This is a genomic window from Pseudarthrobacter sp. lyk4-40-TYG-27 (assembly GCF_030209295.1).
Classification (GTDB): Bacteria; Actinomycetota; Actinomycetes; order Actinomycetales; family Micrococcaceae; genus Arthrobacter.
Genome location: NZ_JARVSH010000016.1, coordinates 1 through 19,194, shown reverse-complemented (window position 1 = coordinate 19,194; position 19,194 = coordinate 1). Strand labels below are relative to the sequence as shown.

Genomic DNA, 19,194 nt, shown 5'->3' with positions numbered 1-19,194 from the left:
AACAAGCTCCCCCAAACGATACAGGCCTGTAGTGAACATGTGCAATGCCTGTAGTTGGCATGCATTCTACATATACAAGGTTAGGGGGAACGTTACGATGAGTTGGCTTCGTAACACTTCTTGAATCCGCGCTGGAGGGTGGGACCTGATGCTGACGACACGGCGCGGTCTAGCCTGCCTGGCGTTCCTTGCACCCGTGGCTGCACTGTCTGGATTCGCGGTTCTGATGGCGCGCAAGATCGTTGGACGGGGACCGAAGGACTATCGTCGCGCCGAGCTGAAAGATGATGGCCGCAGGCTCCGAATCGACTTGGATGACTACACCAAAGCCCAAGGCGACTTTGGCGTGTTTGACCCTGCAACAGAACGCTACACAAGAGTCGGTGAGGTCATGCTGATCGACGAGGATCAAAAGTTCGTTGAGCGGCTAATTCATACACAGGACTCCCGGCCGACGTCCCTGGGGCCGGTGGTCGATTGGACCCCTGATGTGTTCTTCGAACCTTCTGCGGTGGCCGGGCGGTTTGAAGAGGTGCACATCCCCACCGAATACGGTGCGGCACCGGCTTGGTTATTCGAAGGTAAGAACGCGGGCACATGGGTGATCCATATTCATGGCAGCTGGACTGACCGCTCGATCATGTTTCGTGACGTCCACGCTTTCAGTCACCTGGGCTTCACGTCTCTGGTTCCTTCATTCCGCAGTGACTTGGAGGTCAGCCCGCCACAGGCCGAATCGAGCCACCTTGGGCAAACGGAATGGCGTGACGTGGAAAGCGCTGTTGCCTATGCCGTGGCTCATGGAGCGAAACGAATCATCCTCTCGGGCTGGTCAATGGGTGGCACCATTGCCCTGCTGACAGCAGAACGCAGCGCCTACCGTGACCGGATCGTCGGGATAGTCCTGGTTGGGCCAGTCACGAGCTGGCGTAAGACCATTACAGCGGGGGCGGCACGGGCAGGAGTGCCGCCGGTAGGGGCCAACCTTGTGATGTCCCTGCTGCAGGCTCCCCTCTTCGCGAGGATGCTCGGGCTGGAGGAAACGATTAACTTCGATGACCTTGAATGGGTCGATGTACCCAACCGGGTGGCAGTCCCGACGTTGGTTCTGCATTCCCACGCGGATCAGGAGGTTCCCTGGGAAATCTCCGTGGCGTTCCAACGCGCGAATCCGGGCACCGTCACCCTGATTCCTCTACCGGAGGCGCACCACACTCAGGAGTGGAATGCCTCTCCCAGTGCTTTCACGAATGAACTGACGAGTTGGATTAGCAGGACGATCCTGACCTAGCACCCCTAGACCTGGGCGTCGAGCTTCGCCTCAATCTGGCTGATCCTGCCCTGAACAGACTCCGGGAACGCTGTCAGGTTCCCTCGCTGGTAGTTGTGCAGGACGATGAGGCTTTTGTAGACCCCATTCTCCAGCGTTTCATTGAAGAGGTCCCATGCCGGGCTGACTCGAGAGTGGTCTGCGTGCACCCGGATCCTCAGCCCAGTCAGCCAGAGCGCGTCAATCATCCAAAGCCGCAACTTCGGGATTTGCTTCGACAGGAAGAGAATCAGCCACCCGGCTGCCGTCACCGAGAGGCCGGCGTAGAACAGACGGTCAAACCATGATCCGATCGCCTCTGCGAAGGTATGCCAAGGCGAGAAATGGAAGAGCAACACGTACGTGAGGTGGCACGAGACGGCTGCCGCAACTACGAGCAGGCCTGCTGAAAATGTTGCGTACAGGCCCCTGGCCTTGTGCCGGAGCATGTAGATAATCCTCAGCACGGTGAACAGCAGCGCGAGCATGTAAGAGCCGCTGTATACAGCGGTTGCGAGCTGGTCCATACGGTAATCGATGAAGTCCGCCGACGTTGGAGCTTTGTCCTTAACCAGGGCGAAACTGGCAATCATGATGGGAATGCTCAGCAACGGAGCATAGTAAGGCCACCGGACCGCCACATTCGCTAGCCTCCGCACGCTGTCGTTGAAGAAGAAAATGGCCAGCAGCGCGAAGATGGCTTGAAGTAGATTCGCCACGTTGACACCACCGAGGTAGCTGTCGATGGTCTCTAGCGGTGTAACAGTTCCCAGGACGTAGAGCGCCGCGAGGCCGAACACTGATGCCACCCAGGAGGCCCGGGCTTCCGCCACCTTGACCACTGAGGGGATCCGAAGGAGGCATAGGGCAGTCAGCAGCGCCACGAGCAGCAGTTTCATGGTTTAGAGGAAAGGCTCAGGCTCGAACGAGCTCCGTGCTCGGGTCATTTTCGACATTTCGAAAGCGAACTCCTCTACCCAGCGTTCGACGGGATGGTTCGGGACAGACCGGCAGGTGATGCTGATTGCATCGGCGGTTTCCCGCAGCATCTCTTCCGAGAGGTTCGGCAGAGCCAAAGAAGTCCGAAGGCTCTCCAAGTAGATATGGCCAAGCTCGTGATAGATGCAATGAAGTTTGTACTGCTGCGACTTCTGCGGAGGGAAATAGACGTTAATGCGGTCTTCAAATTCGGCTTTGAATGCCGTCAGCGCGCCCCAGGACTCCTTGTACTCGACCAGGTTGATCGGCTTCTCGCAGATTATGGTCAAGCGGTCGACGACTTCCTCCATCGACGTCGCACCGTCTCCACATAGCTCCTGGACCTTTTCGGCGACAGGCGGGAGGCTCATTTATTCTTCCTCTTCGCCGTTCATCGATCCATCGATAATCCTGGTGATCGTCTTCAGCATCTCGGGCGAGGTGGCGCCCAAGTTTCTCGCCGCAAAGTTCTTCACCTTGAGCTTGCGCATCTGCACAAGGAATTCCATACGCGCTTCTACTTCAGGAGGAGTCTCGCTGTTGAGATCACAGAGATAACTGGCGGGTACGGCAAAAACGTACTCTGCTATGCCTTTCAGCAGTTCCTGATCGGTCACCAGGCTGCCGGTGCCGTTAATCAAGTAGGACCACCGTGTCCGTGACAGCTGGATACCGTGGGCGGAGAGTGCCTCCTCCACGTGAGGGTACGTGAGCGCGCTGTTGTGATCGGACTCCCAGATGTCCACCAGAATGCCCATGCGATCCGCCAGCCGCTCTTTCTTCTGCTGTTGCGTGAGGAACACGCTGCGGCCCCCATTTGCCATCAATAAAGCTCCTTAGCCAAGCTCAGCCTCTTGTGTAGGCCGCCACACAGAGCAGGCGGGCAGCTAACAAAATGCTACCCGACGCCTACCAGGGCGTACAGGCAGTGAGTTGTGCATGTGCGGAACATGTATGTAGTCTGGCGCTTGCATGGTCTTTTGAAGAAGCACCGCGTGCCGCCACGGCAGAACTTGTACGTCTAAAGGTTCTCTTGAACCGAAGTGAGGGTGAGTGACATGGAGGAATACCGTCCACCCAAGCTGCTCGGTAAGAAGGCGCCGTTGAATTGCCTTGTGCAACCGGATCAGCATTTCGCTGCCTGGAAAGCGAGACAGCGGTACAACATGTCTTTCGGTGAGTATGTAGGCGCTCTGATAGACCGCGCGGAAGGCCGGCCCAACAAGCTTGATGGGATGCAACAGGGGACACTGACTGGTCACAAAGACGACACGCTCCCGTTTTCTGAAAACAAATCCCATGAGGGTTGCTAGGCCGGTGATAGTTTCGGAGCAGTCGCGAAGGATCATCCTGTGATTCTGCGGGGCGGGCACCACAACGATGAAGCTGTAGCGGCTTAGGCGGCTACAAAATCAAAGGACACAGCAAATGACGGCAGTAGCAGTAAATCGAGGCGGCGGGCGTCCTAGCAAAGGGCTGCGCAAGTTCATTGGTTTCCGCTCACCTGAACCAACCGCTGACGGTATCGCCAAAGTGGCAGCGCACAAGGGCCTGACCGTTACGGAATATCTTCTGTCCGTTGTCGAGCCACAACTCAAGGAAGACCTGGCCGCACTCGACCGGGATGACTATCAGCAGGAGTTGCCCATCCGCATGGCCTCATAACCAAAAGAAGGCCCGCACTAGGCGGGCCTTCGAAGCTTGAGACTTACCCTCTGGATTGCTTGCCGGCGGATCAGATTGTAAGTCGTGGAAGGCCTGAAACGGCCATCCTTTGTGTTGCTATGAAACCGATCTGGCAGGATCGGCCCTTTTTCGTACCTCAATCCCCGAAAGGATTACTGACATCGTACATCAGCACGTCTCCGTGCTGCCATTACACCCCACTTCTGGCGTGTCAGGACAGCAGGATGACCCAGCCACCCTTTGGACAGCACTAACACCACTGCTGGCCGGTCAGCCGCGCGTACGGTTGTCGCGGGATGGGGGCAAGACCTACCCGCAACGACACGAACGGAACCTAACCGAAACGCTCCCCTCTTTGCCCGCGGCCGTGAGAATTTTTGGCAAGGACGGCACCTGCGCGGCGATCTTCCTCGACTTCGACTCCTCGGTAGCAGGTACGGACTGGGTCCAGGCCGACGTCCGCGCGGTCCAGACCTGGCTGCACTCGGTCGGGGCCCGGTGGATTGAGGACTACTCCCCCAACGGCGGCCGCCACGTCTACGTCCCGCTGGCGCAGCGGGTCACCTTCTCCGAGGCGCGTGATCTTGTCGAGGCGCTGGGCACCCGGTACCGGACCCTGGACAAGACCCCGCACCAGAACCTGCTCCACGGCTGCATGCGAACCCCCGGCTCACCGCACAAGCGCGGCGGCCACCAGGAACTGGCGATGAGCCTTTCCATGGCCTACGACATCGCCCGTCGGCCCAACAGCGCAGCGGTCTGGACCGCTATGACCCAGGATCTTTCCGCCGAGATCAAAGCCGTCAGGGCACTCCGCCAGGAAGAGACCTTCACCCCGGCAACCTCCTCTGCACCCGTCGTGGACCACCCCGTGGGCCGCATGTCCCGGGCCATGCAGGTACTCGCCCAGACCGGCATGTACGACACCAGCCGGTACGCCTCAGACTCGGACGCTCGCCAGGCAGTCATCGTCGGCGCCGCAGCCGCCGGCCTCGAGCTCGTTGACGTGGAGCGCCGCTTGCTCCAGGGAACCTGGCCTGGACTGGCATCCTTCTACGCCCGGTACGCAGCCCGTCACAGGCTCCCGGCCCTGCGCCGGGACTGGATGAAAGCCCTCAGCCACTTGAGAAAAAACCCCGCAAAAACCGACCCGAATGACAGTGTCCGCAGATCCCCCACAAGCCAGCCAGATACACAGGCGGCAGGGGTAAAAGGGATTCCTCCAATTTCTAACCCCGATGCAGAGCATCGGTTCATCCGAAGCTGGCGAAATGCCCTGCGCATCAGGGAGGTGAACTATCAGGAATCCAGGACAGGAATGGCACGACGGATGGTGCTTAGGGCGTTGGGGGAGGCAGCACACATGACAGCTTCCCGGTTTATCGAATTCGGCGTCCGGTCCATCGCGGTCGCTACAGGCCTCGACCACACCACAGTCGGCCTGCACCTGCGGGAACTACGTGGCGAAAAGGATCCCCTGATTACCCTTGTTGAAGAAGCCCGTGGAACCAAGGGCGATCTATACATGCTGACAATTCCCGAAGAGCTGAAGACAGCAGCCGAGGACGCCTCCTGGCGGAAAGGGAAAATCCATGCCCTCCGCCCGGTGTTCCGGGAACTGGGGCTGCCGGCCGCGTTCGTCTACGAAGCCCTGGAACACTCTCCCTTCATGGTGACAGCCGACATCGTGCGCGTCACCCGGTTGTCCCGGTCCGCCGTGCATGAAGCCCTGGAGGTTCTTGCCGCCTGGAACTTGGTCTCCCGAGGTGCAAGCCGGGCCTGGTCGATCGTCACTGGCACCTCGCTAAGGCTGCTCGCCGAACAGTTCGGGGTGTTCGACGCTGTGGCCCTCCAGTTGCAGCGGTATCGCAACGACAGGATTATCTGGCGGGAATGGCTCGCAAAGAACGTCGACTGTGTTCCGCAGCTGCTCTCCCCCGATGATGACTATCCCTGGGAACTCTTTGAGGGGCCCCCTGATGAATGGTCGCTGTCCGACATGGCTTTCAACAGAGCGGGGTAAAGGCCAGAGTCAAAGTCGGTCAGTGGCAAGTCCAGGTGGCCGCATGCAGTCCTTTACGGCGTGCAGCTGAAGTAGCTGTCGTACGTGTACCTCGGGACGAACCGTGGGTTATTTACGTCATGCCATAAGGCATGCCATAAGTACTATGGGAAGGCACTTCCTAGTTTGAAGGCGGGATCACTCCCCCACTTTTTGTCCCGCTTGGATATGAAGCTTGAAGACGGTCGAGACCAGCGCGCTGCGCGAGGGTGCGTCAAACTCAGTGACTTTCTCATCCAGCCACGCAACCTGAAGTCCGTCGAGGCGCAGTTGGATCTGAATGCCGGCTTCTCCTCGTTTCCGTGGTGCGCGCCTAGGCATGCCGGAGTTGGTTAGCGTGGTCACTGGGGTGAACTCATCGGCGATTTGTTTGTCGTCGACGGCTTCGAAGGCATCAATCAACAGGTCCGCATATGTGGTCCGCTGCTGGTAGACGGCATCTTTGACCTGTGCCAGGAGTGCCGGCGGCAGGTAAACGCCGACGTTGCGGAGAGCCCCGGGGACCAGCTCAGAAGCCTTGGCCGCACTAGTCGCCTTCTTGGAAGCAGACTGCTGCGGTTTGGTGGCCTTCGGCGTCTTGACTGAGGGGGGCTTGGAGTCCTCGCGCTCCCCTGTTCCCTCAAGGGGCGCCTCCTCAACAGTTGCCTGTTCAGCGGGCGGAATATCTGGCCCTGGCTGTTCAGTAGGCGCCTGCGTATCAGCGGGCTCGGGTGCTGCTTCTGGCGGCGCCTGTACAAGTTCCCGGGCCGGCACCTCCGGGGTCTCTTTGAGAGTGGGTTCCGGGGTAGGTGTGCCCCTCCCCCGCTTTGGAGCCAGCAACCCTTGCAGTGCTGCGCCACGGGCAGGCGCTACAGGTGCGAATGCCCCGGCAAGACTCTGCCGGCCGCTCATGCCTGGTTCCCGCTTTCGATCTCGTTCAGTCGGGCGAGGATCTCGCCGGTCAACTGCTCGTACTCTTCAGCCAGTCCGCCGGCATTGCGTGAAAAGAAGCCGTCTGCTGGCTTCTCCCCCGCTCGGAGCGCCTTCAGACGGTTCTTCTGAGCGTCGGTAACGGCACCTTCGAGTTCGTGGAAGAGCAGGCCCTTGCGACGGGCGTCGGCGCTTGCGCTCTCTAGGTTCCTGATGCGGGTTTCGAAGACCGGGGCGACGGTGCCGAGCATCTCTTCCAGAGTTTCTCGCACGCTGCGTTCCAAGCGAAGGGAGCGCGGTCCAACGCCGAAGAGGACGATCCCCGCCAATTGCAGCGATGGGTTCCGGTCGCGGACCGCCATGAAGCGGCGGGCGATGCGTTCGACTCCGTCGATACTCGCATCATCGGAGCGGGTAGGAATGACGACGGCGCTGGAGATGGCAAAGGCACCCTCCACGAGAATCCGCTCCCCCGGCGGGGTATCGATCAGGATCAAGTCGTAATCGTCTGCCAACGGGGCCAGGACGGCGTAAAGCATGTCACCGAAGTCGCCGGCGTCGGAGCGGCTGGAGCGGGACACCATAAGGCCCTGGATGTCTTCCAAATCCTGACCACCAGGAATGACGTCCAGGTTGTCCCGCACGTCACGCAGGATCATCGGCGTCGTGCCCGTGATGAGGGCCTGAAAAAATTCCCTGCCCGTCTGGCGCTCATATCCGAGGTCGCGAGCCAGGTCGCCCTGGGGGTCAAGGTCGATCAGTAGCACGCGGGAGCCAGCCAGGGCCACATACCCGCCAACGTTGGCTGCTGTTGTGGTCTTGCCCACCCCACCCTTGCCGTTCGCCAGGGAGACCACACGGTCAATGGCGCGCGTTGCCTGGGGTTTCGGCGGTACCTGGGTTTGCAGAGATCGTGCCATCGACCGGTAACTCTCCTACTTGGTGGGGGGCATATTGTCTGCATTCCACGCTATGTGCACTCCTCCGGGAATGATGGCATTGACACGCATATGAGACACCACAATTTTTCGTGTGGGTCCATCCATGGGACGCCATGTCATGCATGCGGCTGAATGTCTGGCGTGACTGTCTACCTGTGCTCCAGTGACAAAGCCTATAGGAGGCCACATTGTCACTCAGGTTCGATTCATAATTCGACGTATCGTGTCGCTTGAGGCAGTCCGAATCGTGGTTGGATCAATGTTTGTAGCAACGTGAGTAGCTATTGGAACTCACATATTGTGAAAAGCGTGGTTCTATACGATAGGCAAGGCCTGTATTTGTGTAGATATACATGCAATGTCACCCACAAGATGACGTGCGGTTGATCAAGCTGTTGTTACCCTGCTGCGTCCAATAGGACGTATGGCATAGCTTATGGCATGAAAGATGCTAGTCGAGAGACGAGCTTCGCACGAGATACCAACAGGAATACGGATAAGCCTTGCGTAGCCCCCCGCTGGTGACATATGCAGAGAGGCCGTGACGGGCAGGGGGGAGGCCGAATTAACCCGCTTGTGCTAATCCGGCTGCTTAGCCGCCGAAGCAGGCCGCAACCATCCACATTCGGTAGCCCTGAGTGGCAATTACTTGCTAGTCGAAGTTCCACTCACGAACGTGTAAGCTGACCGCTTCGCTTTAATCGGTAAGCGGCGTACTTTCCCTAGTGACAAATTTTTGTCTTCAGAACAGGGCTCCGTTGGCAAAGCGACTGATTCAGTTGGTGGTCACCTCGTCATTCTGCGGGATTGATCGCGGAGGCTCCTGCAGCCCGATAGCCAGGGGCCGAAGTGGATCGTGAGCGTGCGCATGTGCAGGGGAGGACACCGCGACCGTTTCTGACCTCGTGGCGGTAAGCCTTCGAAAGCGGTCGAGAAAGTACTCCTACTCTTAGTCAAAACTGGTTGCCAAAAAGAAAACCGTCAAAAGGGTAACGGGAGGGTTTTGACGTGCCCAGGAACATAGTTGGCTATGCGAGGGTCAGTACCCGTGGTCAATCGCTGGGTTCGCAGGTGGACGCGTTGGTGGCGGCTGGAGCTGTCCGTGTCCGGTGCCACCCAGTCAAGAGCGCGGTGGAAGGACTGCTTGGATTATCTGCAGCCGGGCAAAGTGCTGTTGGTTGCGGACCTGACCAGGCTAGGCCGGAGTACCTCCGACCTTGCAGACGTTGTTACGGTGCTGGGTCAGCGCGGGATAGGCTTCCGTTCCCTGGCTGAACCTTGGCTGGATACGACTAGTGCCCACGGCAAGCTCATCTTTGACATGTTCGCTTCCCTTGCAGAATACGAACGGTCACGGCTGTCGGAAAGAACGAAGCCTGGGCTTGCTGCAGAAAAAAGCGCGCGGCCGGCTCGGGGGCCGCCCGCGGTCGATGACGCCGGGAAAGCTGGAAACTGCCCGGCAGTTGCGTAACGAGGGAAAGACTTTGAAAGAAACGGCGGACCGGCTTAGCGTAAGCGTTTCATCTCTGACCCGGGCTTTTAGCAGGAACGACATTCCAGAAGCCGGATCTGAGCCCGCCTAGCGGGCCCTGAACGCTGGCCCGGAGATCGGGTTACCCTAGCGACCTCATCAAAGGAGCGTTTCTCTTCTGTTGAGAAAAACCACGTGAGACACGTTGTTGAGATAAAAGGTAGTCCGCTGACTGAGCGGATCCGCTAACGACGCTGGCAGCTGGTTGTCCCGTCCTGATAAAGGATCGTTTGTTGAGATCGCCGAAACCTAGCGAAGGTTCCTGCATCGGCTGCGGAACCCGGGGTCACCACCTAACGAAGGAACCGGCATGAATGTTCGTCCCTTGCTCGACAACGCCCCTCCTTACCTCCTGCTGGCCTTGCTCATGCTCCTGCATTAACCCTCGAACCGTGCAGTGCGCCTGGTACGCGCTTATTAGGTGCTCTGATTGTGGGGACGCCGGGGGCTATACATTGATCCCGAGATATCAGCAGCAGAAATGGGGGAGCTTCTGTGCAATTAGTGGCGTACCTGAAGGGTGAACGCGTCGATGCCACACAAATGGCGCACGAACCGTGGCGGGCCTTGGCGAGTCACCCTGACTACCCAAGCCTGACGCTGATTGAGTGCGGCCTACGTGCCAGCCGGGTAACGCGACAAGGCAGACAGTTTTTCAAGCACTACCCAGACATTGAGTGCCCCATCCAGCACAAGTCTGAGTCAGCTCAACACCTGGCGATGAAGCAGGCGCTGAAAAACAGAATCAACGCGATGCCAGAGTGGCGTGCTGAGGTGGAGCACCCGCACCCCGACAGGGTTTGGATTGCCGACGTTTTGGCTACTCATGCCAGCGGCAAACGACTCGCGTTCGAGGTGCAGCTGTCACCGCAGAGCGAAGACGAGTACATTCGCCGGTCCCAGCGTTATGCAGACGATCGCATCGGGGCGGTGTGGGTCGTCCCTGACGACCTCGATTGGTTCCGGGTTCGGCTGCCGATGGTCGTTACGGGTTTCGGCAAGTCCAGCGACTTGCCCGAGGCGCCGGGGGCGCTGATGGACCTCGCCTCCTACCAGCCGTTGTTCGGCAAAAGAGACCGTGTTGGGGCTGCAGTGGACGCGGTCTTGCACCCGACCTTTTACTGGCCTCACGGAACGCCAAAGCATCAGCTAGATGTGATCGCCAAATTGGAGCGAATGAAGGCCGCAGCGGCGGCGGCGAAACTGGCGCGGGAAGAGGAGGCTGCAGAGTTGAGGCGCCTGGCGGAGGAGAAAGCGGCGCTAAAGGCAGCGGAGAAGCTGGCGCGGGAAGAGGAGGCTGCAGAGTTGAGGCGCCTGGCGCAGGAGAAGTCAGCGCTAAAGGCAGCGGAAGTAGAAGCCAGGTTCATCGCATCCGCCGCAGCACCGGCCGCCACTGATGTGCGCCCGATTGTCGCTCTCAAGGGCGTCTGGGCCAGTGAAGTCCTTTGCATGGAGGGAGGCCATCCCATGATCATCTGGCGGTCGACGAAGCCAACGAGCCCACGGACGCCCGCGGACACCATGTGGCGCCCTCCGAGCGAGAACTTCGACAATGGCCGTGCTCACGTCGATGCATGGTTGGCTGCGGCCGGGAGCAGCTTAGCTAAGGCGAAGGTTTATCAGGTGAGGGGCCAGCCTATGCGACGGACATTCGTGTGTCCCGAATGCAAACAGGTCGTTCAGGGCCGGTGGGTGTCCGCGCTACCTCCAGAGAAGTGGACGCTTATTGCAGAAGCAAGCGCTGCCGCCGTTGGGGCCCGCGATGTGCTGTACCGGGAGCCGCCCACGCCGCAAGCCGTCCTGGGTGACCGAAACGGGGAACGAGGAACTGCCGTATCGATTGGCCGCTAAGAAGGCCCATGCCGAACGGATGGAGCAGCTCAGAGCGGACCCCCGGTACCGCGTCAGCCCTAACGGATTCCGCTTTGAGTGCACAGATTGCGGAGGAGAGTTTGAGGACGACAAGGAGGGCATACATGCTGACAGAGGTTGCATCACCCCTGGTAACCGCCGCTTCGGCTGGCGGTAACGATGAAAGCCGCCTGTCTGTGTCAGCCGGCCCACGTAGAGTCTTCCCATGATCAACGAAAATGCACCCCTGCCCGATGACATTTTCGCGAAACTTCCCGGGGCTGCTGCTGTAATGAGCCACGCAGTTTCCGTGGACAGTGGTCGATGGCAGCGCGCCCTTTCTGCTCGTAAGTTACGACCGGCCGAGGGGAAGCTCGGCAGCGGGCAGCCCATATCGCTGACGCGCAAAGAAGTGTTCGACCTTGGGGATCAGGCTCGGACCGTAGCGAACGCCTTCCAGTTGCTCTATTACTCTCTGGCATGGGGTTTGGGGACGCGTGCGCCACGGCTCCACCAGCGGCTGGACAGCTTAGCGGGACGGGAAGAAAACGCGGGCCAGCTTCTCCTCGACGCGTGGGCCTTGGTTAGGGACGGAGCACCTACTCGCAACGCATACGGCACCCTGACCAGCAATCGAGGCGCTGGACGAATCCCGTGGTTTGGGCCGGCGTTCTCAACTAAATTCCTATACTTCGCCCAAGGCAGCGCTGCGCAACCACGCTACGTCATCCTGGATCAGGTAGTCGCCAAGAACCTGCGCCAGGACGCATGGCCACAAGCGCCAACGGCAGGTTGGTGGCCAGAGACATACGAACGGTACAGCCGGCTGCTTGACCGTTGGGCGAACCAAGCAACCGAACGGCTCGAAACGGCACGACGAGTCCGACCGGACGAGATAGAACTAACTCTCTTTAGACGTCACGGCCGGTGAATTAGATCCAATGGCACCGAAGGTAGGCCCGGAGACGATGCTGGCCGAATGGCTCTTCGTCGAGACTGTTGCTGATGTGCGACGACGAAGCCAGGATCCAGGCGCGCGGAGCCGCTACGAGATGCTCGGGATTGCGCCGCTTCTGCGCAAGCTCCTCATCGACGCCCGTCCCCTCCTCAACACTGTTCGAGCCGCTCGCCCAGATATTCCGACAGACTTCCGCATCAGACAGTGGAGTGCTCCTGGCGACGGCCGCGACGACGCGGATCTGTCCTATCTCCTCCGACTTGGCGGACCGGAGCTCGTCGGCGGACCCGAGCATCCGGCGCTGCCCAAGCTGCAGCAGTTCATCGGTGCAAGGGTGGGCCAGGTTCAAGGGCGGCCACTGACCGTCCTCGAGGTGGTGAAGTACTACGCCAACGTGGAAGGAGGCGTTCACTTCGGGGTGCCCAAGGAGAAGGTCGACTACGTTCTGTCCGAGATGGCTCCCGTGCTCCTCGGGCATTCGACTGGGCAAATCGAGATCCTCGCCCACCTCGGCACGATCGTGGTGGACGCGCTGACACCGCTGTGTGAATCGATCCTCGACTCACCCCTGATTGACACACGTATGCACCGGCGCAACGACAGGGGCTTCTACGAAGGCCACTGGACCGCAGATCACTACGACAAGATTTCACGGCACTGAATGCCGTTACCCTCAGAACCTACCGAGGGTGAGCGGTGGACCTTATGTCGTCGATCGCCCAGCGGGGGATAGGCGCAAAACACTTGAGGATGTGGACCAGATCAAGCATCCAAAAACGATCCTTTTTGCGCATACGTCCATTACCCCTGGTGACTGGCTGGGCTTTCGGCGAACACAGAAGGGCAGGGGTATCGACTCTCGACCCCCGCCCCTTCGTATGACGACGATGGCTACTGGGATACGTGAGGGTGTCACCCTCAATGGCCACCAGGATGTTGGTGTCCAAAATGACTCGCAGCCTGTCTTCCACTAATGCCTGGCCGTTGCCCATCCGTTTCCCCCGGTTCATAAAGCCACGTACAGCGTGGGATCACGTTCACCGGTTCCCGGCGGCTTCTAGCAAGGCTATCCAGACGGGCGGCAAATGACGCACCTATGCCTAGGCGATTCCCGGCTTCCGGCCTTTATCAAGTTCGCAATGCCGCTTCGCGAACTCGAATCTCGGGGAGTATGTCTGCCATGCGGTGTCCCCGGTCCAAGGAAATAGGACGCGTCCGAGCCCTCCGGCGGACTTGTTTGACCGCCAGCGGGCTAGCCATGATGGCTGGGCCTCCGCAGTATGCTGGAGGGCTGGGACAACTCATCGTTGCCTGTCACAACGAGGATTGGACCAATGGGCTCGAACAACAAGGTCAAGGCTGAGCTTCTTGCAGCTAGATATGTGCGTAACGGCGACAAACCGGTTGCATTCGTTGATGAAAGTTACCGGTCAAAGGAACAGCAGAGGAACGCGGCACCGTTCTACATCGCCACCGCCGTTGTGATCGCCCCAGAGGAACACGAGATCATGCGCAAACAGCTGATCGAAGTGGCCGAGGCAGAATATTGGCATTCGACGCAGGCCTTTCAGTCGGAGGAGGGCAAGGCCAAATTTATGGCCTTGATCGACTACGTAGTCGATGGCGTCGAACCAATTGTTATTGCTGTGCAATCTGAGGTTGATGAGAAGGACAGCAATCTGGAGGAAGCCCGCCTGGATTGCATAACCGCGCTTGCTTGCGAGCTCACCAGCGGCGCGGTTCATGAGCCGGTGGAGCTGATCGTGGTCGAGGAACGCCACGATCAGGCATCGCGTAAGCGAGACGAATATATCTTTTCGCAGGCCCGGAAACAGAACTTGATCCCTCGAACGACCGCAGCGTTTCAGGCTTCGCCATCCTACGAAAAACTTCTTTGGCTGCCGGATGTTATTTCTTACGCGCTCTACCGAAACATGGCTGAGAACGAACCCGAGATGTATAACGCCGTCTCCAATAGGGTCCGGACCATTGACGTTCCCTCCGGCCGACAGGTGCAGCCGCAAAAGGATGCTTAAAAAGAAGCAGCTCCTGGGTGCCGCAGCAATCAAACCAGGAGCCAGGTCAGCTGTCAGGATATTTCACCGGAGGGCCGACGCCTTTGCTTCCCCACGAGCCTATCGGATTTGTTCTAGCGGTTCAAACAAAACCTACGCATGTTCGGTGGCATGAGGCAGATTGCAACAGACCTCCGGCCTCGTGTCACAAGGAACCGGGAATCATGAGCGACGTCGTGGCATGCCTAGTCAGAGGCCTAGTGGAGCCATCTGGCGTGTTCTCAGAGCTAAACGTGATCCGTGCGAACGACTATGAGCCTTTGACCGTCTGCCAGTAGCGCGTTGGGGTTAGCGCGCTTCCTTGTGTCCGGCGACGGCCAGCAGATCGAAGACAACAAACGAGGCCGGGCGTTCCCGGACCAAGGCAGGTAACCCAAACTTTTGATGCCGCAAGATGTCGTTATATCTCTCCTCAAGAAGTCCGTTCTCTTCCCAAAGACGAGCCGCGGTTGACACTGTGCAGTGAAGGTAGCCATCCCACTTGGGCTCATAGACGCTGCCGCCGGGCAGCGCCGCTTCTGCAGGGACGGATTCAACCGCTTTCGCCAGAGCCAGGGGCACGGGCGGCCGCAGCGTTGCCAGCACGTCCTCAGTCATGACAGCCACGCTACCGCCGCCAGCCATGGGGGGGTCAGGCGGCCGCAGCCCCTGCGTCCGTGATGGCCGCGAGCAGCCATTGCTCCGACAGGGGGTCGCGGCGCAGCTCGAATGTTCGTAGCGCCGAGGTAGAGGTCAGGCGAACCTGAACCCGCCAGTGTTCGATGTCAACGACGTTCCCGACGCCTACGGGAACGCTTCGGCGGGTCTCCCACCATGAGTCCCTGGTGAACCAGTGGACAGGTTCTTCGGTTACGGCCCAGATACGTCCGTCGTACCGGACGGCCAGGGGAGTGCCGGCCTTGGTGAAGCGAACGTCCACCGGGGCATTGAGGGTAGGAGCTTCTGGGGTGATGGTCATGAGCTTGTTGTCTTCCTGGATGGTGCAGAGGGCTGGTCAGGCGGCTTTGACGAGGGGCAGTTCGCCCCAGTGGGTGGTGTATCTCGGGGAGAGCATGTCCCGTTTCATCGTCCAATCCGGGCCGCCCCGGATCCCGCCATGCCCCAGGCCGATGGACCCGCGTCCGTAGCGACGGGTGACGTCCTCCAGCAGGGTCCCGATGTGCCGTTCCTCGTGGGGGTTTTCGAACAGGGACAGGGGTGCCTGGTTGCCGCTGGGGCGCAGGTCGGTGACCATGATCCCTGCCCTGGCGTACCGGACGCCCTCAACAATCCTGGGCAGGAGGGCGTGCCCGGCCTTGGTCAGGATCACCGGGTCGGCGGTCGGCATCGGTAACGGCACACACACCGACGGGTACGAGGTGTCTTTGGGGTTGAAGTGCGAGGTACCGGCGAACGCGGTCAGGACCTTCGCCTGCAGCCCGTGTTTGGCCAGCCGCGCCGAGGCCTGCTGCCCGTACACACTCATCACCTGCCGGATGCCCGCCGCGGTGGTGATGGGCTTGGCGAAGGATCGGGAGAAGATCAGCTGGTCCCGCCCGATCCGTTCCTCCTCCATAGGGATGCAGGGCGTGCCCTGCAGCTCCAGGACGGTACGCATCACCACGACGTTGAACTTGTCCCGGATGGCCACCGGATCGGCCCGGACCAGATCAGCGATCGTGAAGATACCCATCACGTTCAGCCGTGTCGTCAGCCTGCCGGCGATGCCCCACACCTCCTCAACGGACAGCCGGCCCAACAACGCCTCCCGCTCCGCTGCGGGTACGGAATCCCAATGACATACCCCGGCAAAGGCCTTGTTGTTCTTCGCCCACTTGTTGGCCAGCTTCGCCAGCGTCTTCGTCGGCGCGATCCCGACGCATACCGGTACTCCCACGTTCCGCCGGACGGCCGCCTTCATCGACCGACCCATCGCCAGCAGCTCTGCCGGGGAGCCTTTGACGCCGAGGAAGGCCTCGTCGATGCTGTAGACCTCCAGCCAGGCCGAGTACCGGCCCAGCAACTCCATCACCCGGCCACTGATGTCCCCGTACAGCTCGTAGTTGCTGGACAGCGCGACCAGGCCCCATTCCTTCGCCCGCGGAGCGAGCTTGAACCAGGGCTCACCCATGCCGATGCCCAAGGCTTTGGCCTCAGGGGAACGGGTGACAGCGCAACCGTCGTTGTTGGACAGCACGATCACCGGCTTCCCCTCCAAGGAGGGGTCGAACGCCCGCTCCGCGGAGGCGTAGAAACAGTTCACGTCCACGTGCGCGATCTGCGGCATGTGCCGCATCAGCGCCGGCTTAGACATTGCCCGGCCCTAAACGTGGTGGAGGCATCGGGTTGCGACGCCCCAAATAGTCAGGTCGGACAGGGCCGGCACTTCAATGTCCGGGTAGGCAGGGTTCTCCGCCTGCAGCACTATCCCTGTCGGGGTGATACGCATCCACTTGATCGTCAGCTCCCCGTCCAGGACCGCGACGACCACACACCCGACATGTGGCTCCAGTGCCCGGTTCACGATCAGCTCATCCCCGTCGCTGATCCCGGCGCCCTCAATGGACTCCCCGGAAACCCGCACGACGTAAGTGCTGGTGACGTCCTTGATCAGGTGCGTGTTCAGGTCGAGCCGGCCATCGAAGTAGTCCTGCGCCGGCGACGGGAACCCTGCTGCAACCCGCACCGAAGAGACCAGCACCGACAACAACGAAACGCCCGCATCTATCACACGGGAACCACCAATTACGCCCACGACACACCTTTATTCGAATATATGTTCGAGTTAATCAGTGTACGCGCAGGGACAGACAATGCGTCTCCGCCATCTTGTTGCACCGGTCCCAAGGGTGCCTAATGTTGGCGGCGGGGCCGCTGCCCACAGCCGGGGACAATTCCTTTTCTGGCTTATCCACCGCTACGACTACCGACGGGAGCTTCCCCGTGGCTCCCAAAAAAGCCAGCCGTGGATAACCCGAATTGCCCCCAACCATGGACAGGACCAAGGGAATGTCAGCGGGCCGCCAGTTCGGGAGGCAAACACCTGGTTTCCGCTGCGCTTCAACCAGTTGGTGGGCGTCCGCTTCGCGGCCGGCTGTTGGGTCCAGGGCGTGCCGTCGCAGAGCTCCGGACCCCCTGAACCTGGTGTGTCTACGACGTTTTTTGGCTGCTGTCCTTCGGATTGTACGTGCCCGCTCCGGCCCCTCTAGCCCCTCCTTCGTCGGGGCCTGCTGCCCGGAAATTCTTCTCCGGCGCTCCTTCGTCGCTGATTTCCTCCGAAGATTTTCCGTGCCTTGCCCTGCGGGTAGACGGGCCTCCGTCGGGCACAGCTCCGCAAGCTTCGCCAGCAGCCAAAAAACAACGGGGGGAGAGGGGAGCTGGCCGGTCACCATTGGTCGCCCCACCCACCCAACTTCTCGGCAAGAAGGAGCAACACCATGAACGACTTCATCAAATTCACCGGCCCGGCCGACGTCCTGGCCTTCATCCCGCACACGCTCGGCTTTGCCCCGCAGGAATCCTTCGTCGCGATCACCATGCAGGGAAACAAGATCGGCGCCACGCTTCGCGTCGACGCCCCGTTCGGGCTGGAACCGGCCAACTTCGCCCAGACCACCGTCAGCTACCTGACCGCCGACGAAGCGGCCACCGGCAGCCTGCTGATCATCTACACCGACGAGAACACCGCCGGAAAACCGCAACCCTACTCGGACCACGTCGAAGCGCTGCGCACCGAACTGGAAACTGCGGGGATGCCCCTGCAGGACGCATGGCTGGTGACCTCCGAACTGTGGCGAAACTACCACTGCACGGACACCAGCTGCTGCCCCGATGAGTCACTGGATGCCATCACCACCAGCAACGGCAACGCCGCCCTGATCTACCGGGGGAGCGCCGTGACCGGCTTCATTACCCCGGCGCCGTTCACGGGAGACGAGACGGCCCGCGAGGCCATCGCAGGGCACAAGCACGACGGCTGGCCCGAAGACCTCGAAGCAAGCCGCGCCGCGTGGGCCGAGGTGCTGAAGGACCCCAAGAGCCTGACGACCGAGACCGCGCACCAGCTGGCAGGAGCCCTGCAGCACCCCACCATCCGGGACTACATGATGAGTGACATCGTCCCTCACGCCCCGGAGCAGTTCACTTCCGTGATGCTCGGCGTGTTCCTGAGCCGCCCGGACTGGGGCCGCGTGGACACCGCCCAGGAAGTCGCTTTCGAGCTGATGAAAGCCACCCCGGAAGGCCAGCGCGCCCCCATGCTGTGCCTGATCGGCTGGCTGGAATGGCTCAAAGGACAGTCCAGTTTCGCCGCCCGGTACTTCAAGCTCGCGCTGGAGGACGTGGCCGGATACCGGCTGGCGGAACTGTTGGGCGAACTGGTCAACCGTGGCCTGCTGGCAGACTGCTGCCGGGACCCGAAAAAGGCCTATGACCGCCGCCTGAAGCGCTAGCCTCGACACCGGGCCGGACTCCACTGCAAAGAGGGGTCCGGCCCTCATCGTGGTTCGTTCCCCAGGTGCGCGGCGGCCTCCCCCGCTTCGCTCCGCCGGCCGCGTAACGCTACGCGGGCGCCGCGACTTCCAGCCCACGCGCAGGAACTGCCGATACTGTGAAAGGGAGCCTCATCCCCACACAGCCAAGGAGTCCCGAGCATGGCAGATCAATTCCGCATGACCGAGGACGATACCGTTTCCCCCGACGCGAGCCCCGTCGAGGACATCCTGGAACTGAGCCTACTCACAGCGGGCCCGGCCACCGGCCCCGTGGACCGGCCCAGGAAAGACCAAAGACACTACGAGCTCTAACCGCAAGCAGCACCGACGCTGCACCCATAAATTTCCTTTTGCCGAGGAAAAACCAGGGACTGTCTGAATAACGGTGGATCCATGGTTGGCCTGACACGCCGGGTGTTGCC

The 19,194-nt window shown here is 60.4% G+C and carries 20 protein-coding genes; 11 read left to right on the top strand and 9 right to left on the bottom strand.

Annotation, left to right across the window (positions count from 1 at the left end):
* The first annotated feature begins 148 nt into the window (after positions 1-148).
* Positions 149-1,291: an alpha/beta fold hydrolase gene (locus tag QRM96_RS20105; RefSeq protein WP_285320727.1), complete on the top strand. Its 1,143-nt coding sequence runs from the start codon at positions 149-151 to the stop codon at positions 1,289-1,291.
* 5 nt (positions 1,292-1,296) lie between these two features.
* Here QRM96_RS20105 and QRM96_RS20100 read toward each other — a convergent pair whose 3' ends face one another.
* The 3 genes from QRM96_RS20100 to QRM96_RS20090 are packed head-to-tail and all read right to left on the bottom strand — an operon-like array spanning position 1,297 to position 3,111.
* The gene (locus QRM96_RS20100) at positions 1,297-2,208 is read right to left on the bottom strand and encodes a hypothetical protein (RefSeq protein WP_285320726.1); all 912 of its coding nucleotides are present in this window, start codon (positions 2,206-2,208) and stop codon (positions 1,297-1,299) included.
* Positions 2,209-2,211: 3 nt separating this feature from the next.
* On the bottom strand, positions 2,212-2,658 hold the full coding sequence (locus QRM96_RS20095; RefSeq protein WP_285244213.1) for a hypothetical protein: 447 nt from the start codon (positions 2,656-2,658) through the stop codon (positions 2,212-2,214).
* Complete coding sequence (locus tag QRM96_RS20090; protein ID WP_018762619.1) at positions 2,659-3,111, bottom strand: hypothetical protein; 453 nt, start codon at positions 3,109-3,111, stop codon at positions 2,659-2,661.
* Positions 3,112-3,715: 604 nt separating this feature from the next.
* Between QRM96_RS20090 and QRM96_RS20085 the strand changes: the two genes are divergently transcribed.
* Together QRM96_RS20085 and QRM96_RS20080 are read left to right on the top strand one after the other, a co-directional pair.
* On the top strand, positions 3,716-3,952 hold the full coding sequence (locus tag QRM96_RS20085; protein ID WP_026264817.1) for a hypothetical protein: 237 nt from the start codon (positions 3,716-3,718) through the stop codon (positions 3,950-3,952).
* Positions 3,953-4,154: 202 nt separating this feature from the next.
* Complete coding sequence (locus tag QRM96_RS20080; RefSeq protein WP_502934913.1) at positions 4,155-5,996, top strand: MarR family transcriptional regulator; 1,842 nt, start codon at positions 4,155-4,157, stop codon at positions 5,994-5,996.
* A gap of 177 nt (positions 5,997-6,173) precedes the next feature.
* Here QRM96_RS20080 and QRM96_RS20075 read toward each other — a convergent pair whose 3' ends face one another.
* The gene (locus tag QRM96_RS20075; protein ID WP_285320724.1) at positions 6,174-6,788 is read right to left on the bottom strand and encodes a hypothetical protein; all 615 of its coding nucleotides are present in this window, start codon (positions 6,786-6,788) and stop codon (positions 6,174-6,176) included.
* 134 nt (positions 6,789-6,922) lie between these two features.
* Positions 6,923-7,864: a ParA family protein gene (locus QRM96_RS20070; RefSeq protein ID WP_285320723.1), complete on the bottom strand. Its 942-nt coding sequence runs from the start codon at positions 7,862-7,864 to the stop codon at positions 6,923-6,925.
* A 1,051-nt stretch (positions 7,865-8,915) separates the two neighbouring features.
* Here QRM96_RS20070 and QRM96_RS20065 point away from each other — a divergent pair.
* The 6 genes from QRM96_RS20065 (at position 8,916) to QRM96_RS20045 (ending at position 14,261) form a co-directional block, all read left to right on the top strand.
* Positions 8,916-9,356 (top strand): recombinase family protein, encoded by a 441-nt coding sequence (locus QRM96_RS20065; protein WP_502934912.1) that lies wholly within the window; start codon positions 8,916-8,918, stop codon positions 9,354-9,356.
* Positions 9,316-9,468, top strand: a complete 153-nt coding sequence (locus QRM96_RS21080; protein ID WP_502934911.1) for a hypothetical protein — start codon at positions 9,316-9,318, stop codon at positions 9,466-9,468. The genes QRM96_RS20065 and QRM96_RS21080 overlap by 41 nt, the downstream gene beginning before the upstream one ends.
* 452 nt (positions 9,469-9,920) lie before the next feature.
* Entirely contained in the window at positions 9,921-11,267 is a 1,347-nt protein-coding gene (locus QRM96_RS20060; protein ID WP_285320722.1) for a competence protein CoiA, read from the top strand.
* 226 nt (positions 11,268-11,493) lie between these two features.
* Positions 11,494-12,198, top strand: a complete 705-nt coding sequence (locus tag QRM96_RS20055; RefSeq protein ID WP_285320721.1) for an 8-oxoguanine DNA glycosylase OGG fold protein — start codon at positions 11,494-11,496, stop codon at positions 12,196-12,198.
* Positions 12,199-12,208: 10 nt separating this feature from the next.
* A complete protein-coding gene (locus QRM96_RS20050; protein WP_285320720.1) occupies positions 12,209-12,886 on the top strand; it encodes a hypothetical protein in 678 nt (225 codons plus the stop codon).
* 673 nt (positions 12,887-13,559) lie between these two features.
* On the top strand, positions 13,560-14,261 hold the full coding sequence (locus QRM96_RS20045; protein ID WP_285320719.1) for a hypothetical protein: 702 nt from the start codon (positions 13,560-13,562) through the stop codon (positions 14,259-14,261).
* A 327-nt stretch (positions 14,262-14,588) separates the two neighbouring features.
* Here QRM96_RS20045 and QRM96_RS20040 read toward each other — a convergent pair whose 3' ends face one another.
* From QRM96_RS20040 to QRM96_RS20025, 4 genes are read right to left on the bottom strand one after another with little or no spacing between them, the layout of a single operon-like run.
* Positions 14,589-14,897 (bottom strand): DNA ligase-like domain-containing protein, encoded by a 309-nt coding sequence (locus QRM96_RS20040; RefSeq protein ID WP_285320718.1) that lies wholly within the window; start codon positions 14,895-14,897, stop codon positions 14,589-14,591.
* Positions 14,898-14,931: 34 nt separating this feature from the next.
* Positions 14,932-15,258 (bottom strand): hypothetical protein, encoded by a 327-nt coding sequence (locus QRM96_RS20035; RefSeq protein ID WP_285320717.1) that lies wholly within the window; start codon positions 15,256-15,258, stop codon positions 14,932-14,934.
* Between the two features lie 36 nt (positions 15,259-15,294).
* Entirely contained in the window at positions 15,295-16,593 is a 1,299-nt protein-coding gene (locus tag QRM96_RS20030; RefSeq protein ID WP_502934910.1) for a Y-family DNA polymerase, read from the bottom strand.
* 9 nt (positions 16,594-16,602) lie between these two features.
* Positions 16,603-17,034: a LexA family protein gene (locus tag QRM96_RS20025; RefSeq protein WP_285320716.1), complete on the bottom strand. Its 432-nt coding sequence runs from the start codon at positions 17,032-17,034 to the stop codon at positions 16,603-16,605.
* 682 nt (positions 17,035-17,716) lie between these two features.
* Here QRM96_RS20025 and QRM96_RS20020 point away from each other — a divergent pair.
* Together QRM96_RS20020 and QRM96_RS20015 are read left to right on the top strand one after the other, a co-directional pair.
* Complete coding sequence (locus tag QRM96_RS20020; protein WP_285320715.1) at positions 17,717-18,730, top strand: DUF4192 domain-containing protein; 1,014 nt, start codon at positions 17,717-17,719, stop codon at positions 18,728-18,730.
* Positions 18,731-18,931: 201 nt separating this feature from the next.
* Positions 18,932-19,084 carry a hypothetical protein gene (locus QRM96_RS20015; protein WP_285320714.1) on the top strand — a complete coding sequence of 51 codons (153 nt, stop codon included), beginning with the start codon at positions 18,932-18,934 and terminating at the stop codon, positions 19,082-19,084.
* Positions 19,085-19,194 lie beyond the last annotated feature (110 nt).

Bases quoted from the DNA above. Each gene is read 5' to 3' on its own strand.
- QRM96_RS20105 (WP_285320727.1), top strand. From the start codon at position 149: ATGCTGACGACACGGCGCGGTCTAGCCTGCCTGGCGTTCCTTGCACCC.
- QRM96_RS20100 (WP_285320726.1), bottom strand. From the start codon at position 2,208: ATGAAACTGCTGCTCGTGGCGCTGCTGACTGCCCTATGCCTCCTTCGG.
- QRM96_RS20095 (WP_285244213.1), bottom strand. From the start codon at position 2,658: ATGAGCCTCCCGCCTGTCGCCGAAAAGGTCCAGGAGCTATGTGGAGAC.
- QRM96_RS20090 (WP_018762619.1), bottom strand. From the start codon at position 3,111: ATGGCAAATGGGGGCCGCAGCGTGTTCCTCACGCAACAGCAGAAGAAA.
- QRM96_RS20085 (WP_026264817.1), top strand. From the start codon at position 3,716: ATGACGGCAGTAGCAGTAAATCGAGGCGGCGGGCGTCCTAGCAAAGGG.
- QRM96_RS20070 (WP_285320723.1), bottom strand. From the start codon at position 7,864: ATGGCACGATCTCTGCAAACCCAGGTACCGCCGAAACCCCAGGCAACG.
- QRM96_RS20065 (WP_502934912.1), top strand. From the start codon at position 8,916: ATGCGAGGGTCAGTACCCGTGGTCAATCGCTGGGTTCGCAGGTGGACG.
- QRM96_RS21080 (WP_502934911.1), top strand. From the start codon at position 9,316: ATGACGCCGGGAAAGCTGGAAACTGCCCGGCAGTTGCGTAACGAGGGA.
- QRM96_RS20055 (WP_285320721.1), top strand. From the start codon at position 11,494: ATGATCAACGAAAATGCACCCCTGCCCGATGACATTTTCGCGAAACTT.
- QRM96_RS20050 (WP_285320720.1), top strand. From the start codon at position 12,209: ATGGCACCGAAGGTAGGCCCGGAGACGATGCTGGCCGAATGGCTCTTC.
- QRM96_RS20045 (WP_285320719.1), top strand. From the start codon at position 13,560: ATGGGCTCGAACAACAAGGTCAAGGCTGAGCTTCTTGCAGCTAGATAT.
- QRM96_RS20040 (WP_285320718.1), bottom strand. From the start codon at position 14,897: ATGACTGAGGACGTGCTGGCAACGCTGCGGCCGCCCGTGCCCCTGGCT.
- QRM96_RS20035 (WP_285320717.1), bottom strand. From the start codon at position 15,258: ATGACCATCACCCCAGAAGCTCCTACCCTCAATGCCCCGGTGGACGTT.
- QRM96_RS20030 (WP_502934910.1), bottom strand. From the start codon at position 16,593: ATGTCTAAGCCGGCGCTGATGCGGCACATGCCGCAGATCGCGCACGTG.
- QRM96_RS20020 (WP_285320715.1), top strand. From the start codon at position 17,717: ATGAACGACTTCATCAAATTCACCGGCCCGGCCGACGTCCTGGCCTTC.
- QRM96_RS20015 (WP_285320714.1), top strand. From the start codon at position 18,932: ATGGCAGATCAATTCCGCATGACCGAGGACGATACCGTTTCCCCCGAC.